Raw genomic sequence first — 14,880 nt, 5'->3', positions numbered from 1 at the left:
ACCTCGCTGAACAAACGCGTGCGTCGCGCTGGCATCTTGTCGCGGCTGCCACATCGGCGCTGCTAGTCTCGCGCCACGTCCACCACTGGCACTGCCCACATGATCAAGTCACTTTCGCTTATCGCGCTGCTTGGCGCCGCCACGCTGGCCCCGCAGGCGCGGGCCGCCGGCAATATCGATTGCCAGCTGTCGTTCAACTTGTCCGGCTGGTCGGTGTTCTACAAGACCGCCAGCGGTACCGGCACCATCAAGTGCGACAACGGTGCGGTCATTCCGGTCAAGATCTCCAGCAAAGGCGGTGGCCTGACGGTCGGTAAATCCAAGATCGTCGGCGGCCGCGGCACCTTTAGCGGCGCCTATAGCCTAAACGACCTGTTCGGCACGTATGCGGCCGCCGAAGCGCACGCGGGTGTGGTGAAGTCCAGCACCGCACAGGTGGTCACCAAGGGCGATATCTCGCTCGCGCTGGCAGGCACAGGCGAGGGCGTGGACCTGGGCGTCAACGTCGGTAACTTCGTGATCGAGCGTCGCAAGTAAGCGCGATAACGAATTGAGCGAGTGGTCCCCGGATGGGCGTGCACTGCACGTCCTTCACCGGAGCGCACGAGCGGTACGTGTCGATGTCGAACGGCGTTTGCGCCCACACGGAGGCCGCGCAGTTGTGTTGTAGGCTAGATCGCAGCATCGAGGTCGTGCCCACCCGGACCGGTGCGTGCGGCCCATGCATCGCGGTAGCGTCGTAGCGAGGTGGCTTTCGTTAAACGACTGCACCGCCGGATACGCGGCAGCGTCTCGGTCTCGGTGGATGCCCCGTGGCGTCCATCACAAAAAACGGCCCTTTTCGGGGCCGTTTTTATTGCGTGGATCGGTTGACGGTCAACGACCGCGATTACCGCCGCCGGGAGGACGACGATTGCCGCCGCCCGGCGGACGGCCGCCGGGGCCGCGCGGTGCGCCGCCTGGGCTGCCCGGACCGCGCCCGCCACCACCGGGACCGCCGGGGCCACGGTTGGCCGACGCGGGGCCGCGATTACCACCCGGACCCGGACGCCCACCGCTCGGGCGACCAGCAGGGCGTGCCGTACCGTACGGGCTGAAACCCGGGTTGGCGTGATCGGAGGGGAAGCTCGGTGCGTTGCCCGGGTGGCCATACGGATGCTTGCGCTGCCCCTGACCCTGCGACTGACCCTGTCCGCCGCCAGCGCCGCGTCCTGGACCACCCGAGCGGGCGCCGCCTGGACCGCCAGCGCCGGGACGCGCGCCGCCCGGCCCTTTCTTCGCATATGGGCGTGCCTGGCCGGTGCCCGGGCCGCTCGGGCCGGTGCTCACGCCATCGGGCACATACCAACTGCGGAACGCGGCCGGGTTGCCGTCCGGCAACGCGCCACGGTCGCCCTTGGCCGGGCCGCGCTGCTTGAACGGGCGCTGCTGCGATTGCTTGGCGGCCGCTTCGCCGCTGACGGTCAGGCCGCCCCTGAAGCCGCCAGGCTTGCCGCGACCGCCGCGGCCGCGATCTTCGCGCAAGTTGTCGAAACGTCGCAGCTCGCGGCCTTCATCGGCGCCGGAGGTCTGGCCGTTGACGTAGGCATTGCTGCGGCCATCGCGCGAGACGTGCACGGTGGACTTGGCGGCGCGGCGCTGGCCGATCACCGGCTGCAGGGTCAGTGCCGACGGCGCGCCTTCTTCCAGTTTCAGTTCGGCGCGCAAGGCGTCAACCTTGTCCTGCGCCACTTCCACCGAGTGCCCACGCAGCAGCTCGCGCGGCAGCGAGATCTTGCCGTAGCGGCTGCGCTTGAGGCGGCTGACCTGGCAACCCTGCGATTCCCACAGGCGGCGCACTTCACGGTTGCGGCCTTCCTTGACCACGACGCGGAACCAGTCGTGCGAATCGGTGCCGCCGATGCGTTCGATCTCGTCGAACTTGGCGCCGCCGTCTTCCAGCAGCACGCCGCGCGACAGGCGCTCGATGATGGCATCGGAGACTTTTTCTTCGCCTTCCGGCGCGCGCACGCGCACCACATATTCGCGCTCGACCTCGTAGGAGGGGTGCATCATCGCGTTGGCCAGCTCACCGTCGGTGGTGAGCAACAGCAGGCCGGTGGTGTTGATGTCCAGGCGGCCGATGGCGATCCAGCGCGAGCCCTTCAATGCCGGCAACGACTCGAACACGGTCGGGCGGCCTTCGGGATCTTCGCGCGTGGTCACTTCGCCTTCGGGCTTGTTGTAGATCAGCACGCGCGACGGTTCGGTCAGCGCGCTGGCCACGAAGCTGCGGCCGTCCAGCTCGATCTTGTCGCCGCTGCGCACCGACATGCCGGTCTGCGCAACGGCGCCATTGACCTTGATCAGGCCGTCGGCGATGCGCTGCTCCAGTGCGCGGCGCGAACCCAGGCCGGCCTGGGCCAGCACCTTGTGCAGGCGCTCTTCCAGCTTGGGCGCTTCGGGCGCGCTGTCGCGCTTGAGGGAAAGCTTGTTCAACGACAGCTTGCGGGGCGTGTCACTCATGTGTCTGGCTCCGGCCGCCGCGTTGCGGGTCGGCCTCTGGGTCGGAATCGGCTTCGTCAACAGCCACGGTCGTCGTCGCGACGGCGTTGTCTTCGTCTTCGTTCACTGCATCCGCGCGCGTTCCCGGCGCGGTGTCGGGGTCGCCCTCACGGGCGTCGTCTGGGTCCTGCATGTTGTTCTGGTGCGCCGAGCCATGCTCGGGGTGCTGCTGTGTCTGGTCGTTCACTGCATCGACCGCTTCGGTGTCGATCGCCTCATCGAGACCGTGGTGTTGCCGGTCGACTGCGGCATCGTCGGGTGAGTCCTGTACATGCTGGTCGGCGTCGGCACCACTTTCAATGTCGCTTTCAGTATCGCGTTCGGCGTCGGCCTGGTCATCGCTCGGTGCTTCGGTGCTGCTGGCCGGGTTCGCCGAGGCGTCGGTCTGGTCCGTTTTCAAACCCGCTTGCAAAGCGCCGGTGCCGCTGTCGTCAGCCGCAGCGCCAGCGTTGGCTTCCCTATCTGTGTCTGTGTTGCCAGCATCCGCATCGTCGGTATTCGCAACCGTATCGTCGCCCTCAGCGCCAGCCTGGTCTGCATCGGCCTGATCCTGCGCCGCGTCCATCGCTGCCGACGCCGGTACGGCGCCATCCAGTTGCCCGTCGCGGTCCAGCGGCAGCTGCGGTTCCAGCTCGGCGATGTCCTTCAACTCAGACAATGGCGGCAGCTCGTCCAATCGCTTGAGCCCGAAGTAATCCAGAAAGCCCTTGGTGGTGCCGAACAGGGCCGGCTTGCCGGGCACGTCGCGGTGGCCCACCACGCGGATCCATTCGCGCTCTTCCAGCGCCTGGATGATGTTGCTGCTGACTGCCACGCCGCGTACCTGCTCGATCTCGCCGCGGGTGATCGGCTGGCGGTAGGCGATCAGCGCCAGGGTCTCCAGCGTGGCGCGGGTGTACTTGGTGCGGCGCTCGGTCCACAGCCGGGCGACCCAGCCATGCACGTCGGCCTTGACCTGGAAACGGAAGCCGGAGGCCACCTCGACCAGTTCCACGCCACGCTCGGCACAGGCCTCGCGCAGCAATTCCAGTGCGCGCTCCACGCTGCCGGGCGGGGCCGGCTCTTCTTCCGGAAACAGGCCCTGCAGCTGCGCCAGCGTCAGCGGCTGGCTGCTCGCCAGCAGGGCGGCTTCGATAATGCGGGTGATCAGCGCTTGATCCATTCGATGATCGGCTTCAGATAGATTCGTTGGCGGCATCGCTGTCGTCGAATTCGCTGGAGAATTGCAACGGCGCATTGGTATTGCCCAACGCCAGCGACTTCACGTAGATCGGCGCCAGCGGCGCTTCCTGCACGATGTCCAGCAACTGCTCCTTGGCCAGTTCGAGCAGCGCCAGGAAGGTGACCAGCACGCCGAGCTTGCCTTCTTCGGCCGTGAACAGCGATTCGAAACGGTAGAACTTGCCGTCGTCCAGGCGGCTCAGCACATCGCCCATGCGCTGGCGCACGCTCAGCGCCTCGCGCTTGATCGCGTGCCCGGTGAACAGCTCGGCGCGTTTGAGCACGTCGTACAGCGCCATCAGCATTTCTTTCAATTCCACCGGCGGCGGCAGCTTGACCGCGGCGCGCTCGGGCAGATGCGCCTGCACCGGCGCGCTGTCGCGGCCCATGCGGGGCAGGGTGTCCAGATCCTCGGCGGCCTGCTTGAAGCGTTCGTATTCCTGCAGCCGGCGGACCAGCTCGGCGCGCGGATCTTCTTCTTCGCCATCCTGGCTGGGGGGGCGCGGCAACAGCATGCGCGATTTGATCTCGGCCAGGATCGCCGCCATCACCAGATATTCGGCTGCCAATTCGAAGCGCAGCTCCTGCATCACATTGATGTAGTCCACATATTGCCGGGTGATCTCGGCGACGGGGATGTCCAGGATGTCCAGGTTCTGTCGGCGGATCAGGTACAGCAGCAGGTCCAGCGGGCCTTCGAAGGCATCCAGGATGACTTCCAGCGCATCCGGCGGGATATACAGATCCTGCGGGATCTGCAGCACCGGTTGCCCATGCACCACCGCCAGCGGCATTTCCTGCTGCTGTGGCGGCGCGCTCGTGGCTGGCGGAGTCGCGACGTGCGCGAGTTCGGAATTCATCAGGTCGACATCGGTCTTACGGTCGCCGGCGGCGGTCTTAAGCCGCGCCCGCAGGGCTTTGCCTTGAGTTATTGCGATCAATGTCGTGCCTGCGCCGGCACGATCCCACAAATCCACATACAACGTGCGCCGCGTGGCATGCGGCGACGGAACAGCGAGGAGGTCGTCTACGCGGGCCGGCGGTGGGCAGCGAATCGGTCGTCGGGAAAAGCGTTGAGCCTGGGCCGACGGGCCGCTGCGTCCGGTTGCGTGTGCAGTAGTGGCAAGGGTAATGCGTGCGCGGGGGCGGTGTCCAGCGCCGGGCCAGCTAGAATCCCCTTGGCGATCTTCAAGTTCTGGCGAGGTGGCGTGTGTGGTACGTAATCGAGGGGTATGACCGGGCCGACGCACTGGCGGCGCGGCAGCAGGCGCGGCCGGCGCATCTGGCGCGTCTGCAGGCGCTGGCGGCCGCGGGACGATTGCTGGTGGCGGGCCCGTGTCCGTCCATCGATGCCGAAGATCCGGGTCCGGCCGGTTTCAGCGGCAGCGTCGTGATTGCCGAGTTCGACGCGCTGGAAGATGCCCGCGCCTGGGCCGATGCCGACCCCTATGTGGAAGCGGGTGTGTACACGCGCACCGAGGTCCGCCCGTTCCGCCGGGTGCTGCCATGAACCGGGTCGAGCAGATCCGCGCAGCATTTCAGGCGGCACTGGTGCCGACCGAGCTGGACGTCGTCGACGACAGCGCGCGGCATGCCGGCCACGCCGGCGCGCGCGACGGGCGTGGGCATTTCAATGTGCGCGTGGTCAGTGCTGCATTTGCCGGCAAGCCGCCATTGGCACGGCACCGCGCGGTGTATGCCGCGGTGGGCGAGCTGATGCAGACCGATATTCATGCCTTGTCGATCGAGGCCTTCGCGCCGGGCGAGGTTGGCTGAGCGTTCCCATGCAGGGAGCACTGCGGTGGTGCCAGCCGTTTGCTGGCGTCAGAATCGCTGGGGCGCAATGGTGATGGCCTTCGTGGAAGCGCGCGTCAGGGCGCCGCTGCCGAGGCGCACGGGGTGCCCCATGACGGTTGCTGGGTCGTGCGGCGCCTGGCCAGGCCGGGTTGACCCGCTGTCAATCGTGACCTGCATCGAGCTTCGCTTGTGGACGCATGGGTGCATGTTTGTTGCGCCGCAGCACATTGCTTCACGCGTCCCTCACCTGCAGCTGATTGATCTGTAAGCGTTTTCACGCATGTGAAGATAGGGGTTTACGCCTCTGTATGAAAACGCTTACAGTCCGCGCCAGTTTTGGGAAGTCGGTCGCGGAGGGCGACACGAATGGCCAAGGGTGCGGTCACCATCAAAGATGTCGCGCGGGAAGCGCAGGTCTCCGTCGCAACGGTGTCGCGTGCGCTCAATGGGCACGACAACGTTGCCGGACCGGTGCGTCAGCAGGTGCTGGAAGTGGCCGAGCGGCTGCGTTACAGCCCGCATGCGGCCGCTCGCAGCCTGAGCAGCCGGCGGTCGCAGACGCTGGGCGTGGTGTTGCCGGACTTGTACGGCGAATTCTTCTCCGAATTGATTCGCGGCATCGATGGCGCGGCGCGTGGGGCGGGCCAGCACCTGCTGGTGTCCAGCTATCACGGCGACCCGGAAGCCCAGGGCAGGGCGCTGCGCTCGATGCGCGGGCGCGTCGATGGCTTGCTGGTGCTCTCGCCCTACGCCGAGCAGCCGGGGTTCCTGACCGACAACCTGCCGCAGTCGCTGCCGACGGTGTTGATCAATGCGCACCTGCCCGGTGCCGACTATCCGGTGCTGAGCATCGACGACCACGCCGGTGCCATGGCCATGACCGAGCACCTGCTGCGTGCCGGGCACCGCCGCATCGCCTTCATCGGTGGCCCGGCGCTGAACTTCGATGCGCGCGAACGCCTGCGCGGCTTCCGCGATGCGCTTGCTGCGTTCGGTGCGCAGGCGCAGGGCGTGGAATACCCGGGCGACTTCGACGAAGCCTCCGGCCACCGTGCCGGGATGGCGATGCTGGCGGCCGGCGCGTTGCCGGATGCGGTCTTCGCCGCCAACGACATGACTGCGCTGGGTTGCCTGTACGCGTTCGCCCAGGCCGATGTGTCGGTGCCTGGCGACGTGGCGCTGGCGGGTTTCGACGACATTCCGCTGGCCCGCTTTGTCCACCCTGCGCTGACCACGATGCGGGTGAGCATCGCCCGGCTGGGCGAGCAGGCGATGAGCCGGCTGATGCGCCTGGTCGAAACGCCCGACCGCGACGACGGCATCCGGCAATTGCTGACACCCGAGCTGGTGATCCGCGCCTCCTGCGGTGCCGGCGAATCGGCTCACTGACCTTTGCGGCCACCCGTTTCTGGGCTGCCGACCCTTTCGCGGACGTTCTGTCCGCTCCCGCTGTCCCCGCAGCGGCTGTTCCTGCACCACTGCACTGCCACAACAACAATCTGTACCGATCCCTGGAGGGACGACCATGCGCCACCACCACCCCCATTCCGCCCGCCCGGCGCGCAAGCTGCTCAGCTGCGCGCTTGCCAGCTGCCTGCTGCTCGGCGCCGCACCGGCCTTCGCACAGAGCACCGCCGCCACCATCCGCGGCCAGGTCACCGTCGATGCCGCACCTGCCGCCCAGGCGCAGGTCACCGCCACCAATCTGGCCACCGGCCTGACCCGCACCGTGCAGGTCAGCAATGGCGGCTATTCGGTAGGCGGCCTGCCGCCGGGTTCGTACCGCATCGATGTCACCGCCAATGGCCAGACCAGCTCGCAGAACGTCACCGTGCAGGTCGGCCAGACCGCGACCTTGAACCTGGGCGTCGGCGGCGAACCGGCCACGGCCGCCGGTGGTAACGCCACCACGCTGGATGCGGTGCAGGTGAAGGCGCCACCGGTACTGGTGGAGACGCGCACCTCCGAGAACGCGACCTACATTTCCAACGTGCAGATCCAGAACCTGCCGCGCGCCACGCGCAACTTCCTGGAACTGGCCGACACCGTGCCCAACGTGCAGTTCACCCGCGAGGCCAACGGCACCACCAAGGTGCGCACCGGCGCCACCTCGGCCGAAGGCACCAATGTCTACATCGACGGTGTGAGCCAGAAGAACTATGTGCTGACCGGCGGCGTGAGCGGCCAGGATTCCAGCCGCGGCAACCCGTTCCCGCAGTCGGCGATCGGCGAATACAAGGTCATTACGTCCAACTACAAGGCCGAGTTCGACCAGGTCAGCGGCGCGGCCATCGTGGCCTCGTCCAAGTCCGGCACCAACGACTTCCACGGCAGCTTCTTCTGGGACACCAGCAACGACGGCTGGCGCGAGGAAAGCCCGCTGGAGAAGAAGGCCGGCGTGCGCGACGACTTCGAAGAAACCCAGTACGGCGCCACCTTCAGCGGCCCGATCCTCAAGGACAAGGCGCACTTCTTCATCGCCTATGAGGCCAAGGAATACACCACCCCGAACGTGGTGATTCCCGGCTCGATCTATTCGGACCGCGTCGACCAGTTGCCGGCCCAGCTGCAGCCGCTGGTGGTGACCTCCAGCACGCCGTTCAAGGAAGACCTGTATTTCGGCAAGATCGACTGGACCATCGGTGAGAACAACCTGTTCGAGCTGACCGGCAAGTACCGCAAGGAAGACGAGCTCAACGACGTCGGCCGTACTTCGACCTACGAGCACGGCAGCATCAACGGGCAGGAAGAAAAGCGCGCCAACCTGCGCTGGCAGTACAGCGGGGCCAATTTCCTCAACGAGGCCAACCTGAGCTACGAAAGCGCGTTCTGGAACCAGGCGCCGATCAACAACGGCAATGGCTACATCCTCAGCTACGCGCCGGGGCGCGGCAACGAGACCGACATCCTGGCGGCGGGCGCCGGCAGCAGCTTCCAGCGCAAGGGGCAGAAGGGCTGGACCTTCCAGGACGACCTGACCCTGAACAGCCTGGAATGGCACGGCGCGCACACCGTCAAGATGGGCGTGAAGTTCAAGAGCATCGACCTGGATTCGACCCAGTTCAACCCGGCCAACCCGCAGTACTACTACAACATCCTCACCGACGTCGAAACGCCGTACCGGGTGCGCTTCGGTGCGCCGCTGGTGGAAGGTGGCGGTTCGGTGGTGTCCAAGAACAAGCAGTACGGCATCTACCTGCAGGACGACTGGGAAGTCAACGAGCACTGGACCTTGAACCTGGGCGTGCGCTACGACTACGAAGAAACCCCTGCATTCCTGGATTTCGTGACCCCCTCGGATGTCGCCAGCGCGCTGCAGAACTGGCCCAACCTGCGCAACGCCAACTACAACATCAACGACTTCATCAGCACCGGCAACAACCGCAAGGCGTTCAAGAATGCCTGGCAGCCGCGCCTGGGTGCGTCCTACGACCTGTTCGGCGATCAGGCCCACGTGATCTATGGCGGCGCCGACCGTGCCTACGACCGCAACATCTTCGATTACCTGGCACTGGAGCAGCTCAACAACTCCTTCAAGTCGTACAGCTACTACTTCACCAGCGCCAACAATCCCACTTGCCTGGGCGACCCGTGCACGGCCTGGAATCCGGCGTACAACAGCCAGGATGGCTTGAACACGCTCACGGCCAACAGCACCGGTGGTGGCGGACGTGAGGTCTACCTGATCGACAACAACCTCAAGACCCCGTACTCCGATCAATTCAGCATCGGCATGCGCAACATGGTGCCGTTGTGGGGCCAGGACTGGTTCACCGATGTCACCCTGAGCCGCATCGAGAGCCATGACGGCTTCGCTTTCGTGCGCGGCAACCGCCTGCCGGACGGGTCGTTCTTCCAGCCGGGCACCACCTCCGGGGTGCCGACCGACGGCCCGAATGGCTATAGCGCCATCGTGCTGGGCACCAACGGCGTGGAAACCCGCAACAACCAGCTGGCCTTGCAGGTGGAAAAGCCCTTCGACGAAGAATCCGGCTGGGGCCTGACCGTGGCCTACACCTATTCCGATGCCAAGGAGAACCGTCAGTTCGGCGAGCACTATGCGCTGGACCGCGAACGCATCCAGGACTATGGCTGGCGCGAGGCCGGCGGCATCCCGAAGAACCGCCTGGTGGTCACCGGCATCTACGAGCTGCCGTATGAGATCAAGCTGTCCGGCAAGCTCTCGCTGGCCAGCCAGACCGCGCGCTACGGCCAGAATTGCCTGGCCGGCAACGACCAGTGCGAGATCATCCAGTTCAAGCCGGATGGCACGCTGGGCTACAAGGAATTCAGCATCGCCGCCAATAAAGAGTGGGACACCGGCGGTGGTGTCAAATTCAATGTGCGTGCGGATATCCTCAACGTGTTCAACTGGGTCAATTACGCCACCTTCAACGGCGATACCGGAACATTGCAGGACTTGAACACGGCTTACGGCACACCGACCGGTGTGCTGGCGTCGCCGATGCGTACCTTCCGTCTGGCCTTCGGCCTGAACTGGTGAGGTGCTCGACCGCCCTGGCCACAACGCCAGGGCGGTCGAACTCGGCGCCTGGATAGGGTAGGTTGGCGTGTCAGATGTAATCGATTACACACGTGGGGGGCGGATGGACAGGGGCAACACGTCGCGATGGTTGACGATTCCACTCTTGCTGGGCGCGCTGGTCCTGGCGTCGTGCAAGCAAGCCGAGGAACCCAAGGTGGCCGAAAAGAAGGCACCGGTGAAAGTCATCCTGGTTGAGGCGCAACTGCCGCCCAAACCGGTCAAGCCGCCGCTGCCGCCGCTGTTTTCGGACATCGAACGCCGCACGTTCCAGTTTTTCTGGGACACCACCAACGAGGTCAACGGCCTGTCGCCGGATCGGTTTCCGTCGCGCCCGTTCGCCAGCATTGCGTCGGTCGGATTTGCGCTCACTGCCTATCCGATCGGCATTGAAAACGGGTGGGTCAGCCGCAATCAGGCGATCGACCGCACCCTGACCACGCTGAAATTCTTCCGCGACGCGCCGATGGGCCCGCAGAAGACCGGCCGCGCCGGCTACAAAGGTTTCTACTACCATTTTCTGGACATGCAGCAGGGCAACCGCTACGACAGCTGGGTCGAACTGTCGAGCGTGGACACCGCACTGCTGATGATGGGTGTGTTGTTCACCCAGTCGTATTACGACGGCGACGACCCGCGCGAGAAGGAGATCCGCCAGATCGCCGACACGCTCTATAAGCGCGTGGACTGGCGCTGGCTGCAACAGCGTGCGCCGCTGATCTCGATGGGCTGGTTCCCCGAGAGCGGCTTCATCAACCACGACTGGATGGGCTACAACGAGGCGATGATGCTGTACATCCTCGCGCTGGGCTCGCCGACGCATGGCGTGGACCCGGACGCCTGGACCAGCTGGACCCGCACCTACAACAACGACTGGGGCGTCTACCAGGGCCAGGAATACCTGTCGTTCGGCCCGCTGTTCGGCCACCAATACAGCCATGTCTGGATCGACTTCCGCGATATCCAGGACCAGTACATGCGCGAACGCGGCATCGACTACTTCCTCAACAGCCGCCGCGCCACCCTGGCCCAGCGCGACTACGCCATCGACAACCCGATGAAGTGGAAGGACTACGGCGAGAACGTCTGGGGCCTCACCGCCAGCGATGGTCCGCAGAACACCAGCCAGGAATACCGCGGCGAGCAGCGCCAGTTCCGCCATTACTCTTCGCGCGGCGCCGGTCTGCGTGAGAATTTCGACGACGGCACCATCGCCCCGACTGCGGCGATCTCCTCGATCGTGTTCGCCCCGGAAGTGGTGATTCCTGCCACCCAGGAGATGCACAAGCGCTATGGCGACTTCCTGTATTCGAGCTATGGGTTCCTGGATTCGTTCAACCCCAGTTTCAACTACGACATCCCGATCAAGACCGGGCGCATGGTGCCGGACCGTGGCTGGGTGGCCAGCGACTACATCGCCATCGACCAGGGCCCGATCCTGACGATGATCGCCAACTACCAGGACGAATTCGTCTGGAACGTGATGAAGAAGAACGCCTACATCCGTGCCGGCCTGGAACGCGCCGGCTTCACCGGCGGCTGGCTCACCCCGGAGGGCGAGCCGCAGCCGGCGCCGCAGAAGGACGAGCAGAAGGCCGCTGCGCGCGCGCTGGGCATGGCCGAATCGCGTGCCGCCGCCGCCCAGGCCCAGCAAGACCCCTCGCAACGCCAAAAACCCGAGTAATCCGTGCGCCTTTTGAAACTGTTGATGTTGGCCCTCGCCCTGTGTGCAGGTGCGACGGGATGCGAACGCTCCGATCCGGGCAAGACCACGCTGCGCTTCTGGGCGATGGGCAAGGAGGCTGAAGTGGTCGCCGAGCTGGTGGCCGACTTCGAAAAGCAGAACCCCACCATCCATGTGGATGTGCAGAACATCCCGATGACCGCGGCGCACGAAAAACTGCTGACCGCCTTTGCCGCCGACGGCCTGCCGGACGTGTGCCAGCTCGGCAACACCTGGCTGCCGGAATTCGCGCTGCTGGACACGCTTGAGCCGATGCAGCCGTACGTGGCGCGCTCCAAGATCGTCGACCCCGCCGATTATTTCCCCGGAGTGTGGGATACCAATCTGGTCGACGGCACGCTGTACGGCGTGCCGTGGTACGTGGACACGCGCCTGCTGTTCTACCGCAAGGACTTGCTGCGCGAGGCCGGCTATAACCAGGTGCCCAAGACCTGGGCCGAGATGGAACAGGTGATGGCCGCAATCAAGCGCAAGGTCGGCCCCGACCGCTACGCCATCCTGATGCCGCTCAACGAATTCGAGCAGCAACTGTCGTTCGCGCTGCAGCAGGACGACCGCCTGCTGCGCGACCATGACAACTACGGCAATTTCCGTGGCGCCGGTTTCCGCAAGGCGCTGGGCTTCTACGACAACATGTACCAGCAGGGCTGGGCGCCCAAGGTCTCGGAGACCCAGGTCTCCAACGTCTGGTACGAGTTCTTCAACGGCTATTACGCGTTCTATCTGTCCGGGCCGTGGAACGTGCGCGAATTCAAGCTGCGCCAGCCGCCGGGCATGGAAGGCAAGTGGGGCACCGCGCCGTTGCCGGGGCCCAATGGCTTGGGTGCCGGTATTGCCGGCGGTTCCAGCCTGGTGATCTTCAAGTCCTCGCAACACAAGGACGCCAGCTGGAAGCTGATCGAATACCTGTCCCAGCCCACGGTACAGGCACGTTTCCACGCCATCATCGGCGACCTGCCGCCGCGTCGCAGCACCTGGAAGCTGCCCTCGCTGGCCAACGACGAACTGGCGCATGCCTTCGGCGACCAGCTGGAGCGTGTCAAGGCCACGCCCAAGGTGTTGGAGTGGGAGCGCATCGTGCAGGAAATGCGTCTGGTCACCGAACGCGTGGTGCGTGGCGGGCAATCGCACGAAGCCGCCGTGCAGGAACTGGATCAACGCGTGGACGAAATCTTGGCCAAGCGCCGCTGGATCTTCGAGCAGGAGGGCGGCCATGTCGGCCCGGCTGGTAACACGGCTCGGCCGGCAGTGCAGCCAGCGGCTGCAGACACCACTGCGCCAGCCGCCGCAGCGGACCAGGGAGCCGCACGATGATCAAGCGTAATTCCGTTGCCGGCTGGGTCTTCGCCGCGCCGTCGATCATGGTGCTGGGCATGTTCTTCGGCGTGCCGGTGTTCGCCGCGCTGGTGCTCAGCGTGACCGACTTCGACCTGTACGCATTGGCCGACAGCAGCCATCTGCGTTTCGTCGGCCTGGGCAATTACATCGACCTGCTACAGACGCCGCTGTTCTGGAAGTCGTTGTGGAACACCACGTACTTCGTGCTGCTGGGCGTGCCGATGTCGATCGGCGTGTCGCTGGGCGCGGCCGTGCTGCTCAACGCCAAGGCCTCGCGCTTCAAGGCGCTGTTCCGCACCGCCTTGTTCGCACCGGTGGTGACCACGCTGGTGGCGGTGGCGGTGATCTGGCGCTACCTGTTCCATATCAAGTACGGCCTGGTCAACTTCGGGCTGAGCCATCTGGGCATCGCCCCGATCGACTGGCTGGGCGACCCGCGCTGGGCGATGCCCACCATCATGCTGTTCGCGGTGTGGAAGAACTTCGGCTACAACATGGTGATCTTCCTGGCCGGGCTGCAGGCGATCCCGCAAGACCTGTACGAGGCCGCGCGCATCGACGGCGCGTCGCGCTGGAAGCAGTTCCTGCACATCACCTTGCCGATGCTGGGCCCGGTGCTGATGGTGGTCGGGGTGATCACCATTTCCGGCTACTTCCAGCTGTTCGCCGAACCCTACGTGATGACCCGCGGCGACCCGCTGCAAAGCACCGTCAGCGTGCTGTATTTCATGTTCGAAGAAGGCTTCAAGTGGTGGAACCTCGGCCGCGCGTCGGCGGTGGCGTTCCTGTTGTTCCTGATCATCCTGGCGGTGACCACCGTCATGCTGCGCTTTGGCCGCAAGAAGGACCTGATATGAGTCGTGATGTCGGCGAGTCGCGCTGGAATGCCGTGCTGATCAATGGCGGCCTGCTGGTGCTGGCGCTGATCAGCCTGGCACCGCTGCTGTGGATGCTGTCGGTGTCGTTCATGCCCACCGGCGAGGCCAGCCGGTTTCCGCCACCGATGCTGCCCTCGGCGTTCACCACGGCCAACTACCACGAGCTGTTTGCGCGCACCGGCATGGCGCGCAACTTCGCCAACAGCTTGCTGGTGTCCGGGCTGATCACGCTCGGCTCGCTGCTGGTCAACACCATGGCCGGCTATGCGTTCGCCAAGCTGCAGTTCGTCGGGCGCGAGCGCATCTTCAAGATCCTGATGGCGGCGCTGGTGATCCCGGCGCAGGTGGCGATGCTGCCGCTGTTCCTGCTGATGAAGCAGCTGCACCTGGTCAACAACATCGGCGGGGTGGTGGTGCCGGTGTTGGCCACGGTGTTCGGCATCTTCCTGGTGCGTCAGTACGCGCGCAGCATTCCGGATGAATTGATCGAGGCCGCGCGCATCGACGGTGCCAGCGAGATGCGCATCTTCTTCCAGATCGTGTTGCCGATGCTCAAGCCGGTGCTGGTCACCTTGACCATCTTCACGTTCATGGGCTCGTGGAACGACTTCATGTGGCCATTGATCGTGCTGACCGACCAGGAGCAATACACCTTGCCGGTGGCGCTGGCGGCGCTGTCGCGCGAGCACATCATGGATGTGGAATTGATGATGGCGGGCGCAGTGGTGACGGTGATTCCGGTGCTGCTATTGTTCCTGGCGCTGCAGCGTTACTACATCCAAGGGCTTCTGCTGGGGAGTGTGAAGGGGTGAAAC

The 14,880-nt window shown here is 65.2% G+C and carries 12 protein-coding genes; 9 read left to right on the top strand and 3 right to left on the bottom strand.

Annotated features, from left to right (window positions below):
* Positions 1 to 99 precede the first annotated feature (99 nt).
* Positions 100 to 537 (top strand): hypothetical protein, encoded by a 438-nt coding sequence (locus ACCQ00_RS11860; protein WP_039571911.1) that lies wholly within the window; start codon positions 100 to 102, stop codon positions 535 to 537.
* 339 nt (positions 538 to 876) lie between these two features.
* Here the strand turns inward: ACCQ00_RS11860 and ACCQ00_RS11855 are convergent, their stop codons facing one another.
* Genes ACCQ00_RS11855 through ACCQ00_RS11845 form a run of 3 tightly spaced genes read right to left on the bottom strand, consistent with a single transcriptional unit; the run spans position 877 to position 4,748 of the window.
* Positions 877 to 2,505, bottom strand: coding sequence for a pseudouridine synthase (locus tag ACCQ00_RS11855; RefSeq protein ID WP_039583902.1), 1,629 nt, complete (start codon positions 2,503 to 2,505; stop codon positions 877 to 879).
* Positions 2,498 to 3,706 (bottom strand): SMC-Scp complex subunit ScpB, encoded by a 1,209-nt coding sequence (gene scpB, locus ACCQ00_RS11850; RefSeq protein ID WP_039571905.1) that lies wholly within the window; start codon positions 3,704 to 3,706, stop codon positions 2,498 to 2,500. The genes ACCQ00_RS11855 and scpB overlap by 8 nt, the downstream gene beginning before the upstream one ends.
* Before the next feature lie 13 nt (positions 3,707 to 3,719).
* Positions 3,720 to 4,748, bottom strand: coding sequence for a segregation and condensation protein A (locus tag ACCQ00_RS11845; RefSeq protein WP_180301686.1), 1,029 nt, complete (start codon positions 4,746 to 4,748; stop codon positions 3,720 to 3,722).
* 227 nt (positions 4,749 to 4,975) lie between these two features.
* Here ACCQ00_RS11845 and ACCQ00_RS11840 point away from each other — a divergent pair, with 227 nt between their 5' ends.
* The 8 genes from ACCQ00_RS11840 to ACCQ00_RS11805 all read left to right on the top strand — a co-directional run bounded on the left by ACCQ00_RS11840 (position 4,976) and on the right by ACCQ00_RS11805 (position 14,877).
* Positions 4,976 to 5,275, top strand: coding sequence for a YciI family protein (locus ACCQ00_RS11840; protein ID WP_039571903.1), 300 nt, complete (start codon positions 4,976 to 4,978; stop codon positions 5,273 to 5,275).
* Positions 5,272 to 5,541, top strand: coding sequence for a BolA family protein (locus tag ACCQ00_RS11835; protein ID WP_372353935.1), 270 nt, complete (start codon positions 5,272 to 5,274; stop codon positions 5,539 to 5,541). Before ACCQ00_RS11840 ends, ACCQ00_RS11835 begins: the two co-directional genes overlap by 4 nt.
* Before the next feature lie 387 nt (positions 5,542 to 5,928).
* Positions 5,929 to 6,951 (top strand): LacI family DNA-binding transcriptional regulator, encoded by a 1,023-nt coding sequence (locus tag ACCQ00_RS11830; protein WP_017158700.1) that lies wholly within the window; start codon positions 5,929 to 5,931, stop codon positions 6,949 to 6,951.
* A gap of 136 nt (positions 6,952 to 7,087) precedes the next feature.
* Positions 7,088 to 10,066: a TonB-dependent receptor gene (locus ACCQ00_RS11825; protein WP_372353934.1), complete on the top strand. Its 2,979-nt coding sequence runs from the start codon at positions 7,088 to 7,090 to the stop codon at positions 10,064 to 10,066.
* A 103-nt stretch (positions 10,067 to 10,169) separates the two neighbouring features.
* On the top strand, positions 10,170 to 11,789 hold the full coding sequence (locus tag ACCQ00_RS11820; protein ID WP_033473687.1) for a glucoamylase family protein: 1,620 nt from the start codon (positions 10,170 to 10,172) through the stop codon (positions 11,787 to 11,789).
* Positions 11,790 to 11,792: 3 nt separating this feature from the next.
* The gene (locus ACCQ00_RS11815) at positions 11,793 to 13,163 is read left to right on the top strand and encodes a sugar ABC transporter substrate-binding protein (RefSeq protein WP_039571202.1); all 1,371 of its coding nucleotides are present in this window, start codon (positions 11,793 to 11,795) and stop codon (positions 13,161 to 13,163) included.
* Positions 13,160 to 14,044, top strand: a complete 885-nt coding sequence (locus ACCQ00_RS11810) for a carbohydrate ABC transporter permease (protein ID WP_039571200.1) — start codon at positions 13,160 to 13,162, stop codon at positions 14,042 to 14,044. The genes ACCQ00_RS11815 and ACCQ00_RS11810 overlap by 4 nt, the downstream gene beginning before the upstream one ends.
* Positions 14,041 to 14,877, top strand: a complete 837-nt coding sequence (locus ACCQ00_RS11805) for a carbohydrate ABC transporter permease (protein ID WP_039583562.1) — start codon at positions 14,041 to 14,043, stop codon at positions 14,875 to 14,877. Before ACCQ00_RS11810 ends, ACCQ00_RS11805 begins: the two co-directional genes overlap by 4 nt.
* Positions 14,878 to 14,880: the final 3 nt, after the last annotated feature.

This window comes from Xanthomonas sp. NCPPB 3761 (genome assembly GCF_041475705.2).
GTDB lineage: Bacteria > Pseudomonadota > Gammaproteobacteria > Xanthomonadales > Xanthomonadaceae > Xanthomonas > Xanthomonas phaseoli.
The sequence above is the reverse complement of the archived record's forward strand: the minus strand, read 5'-3'. Positions and strand labels throughout refer to the sequence as shown.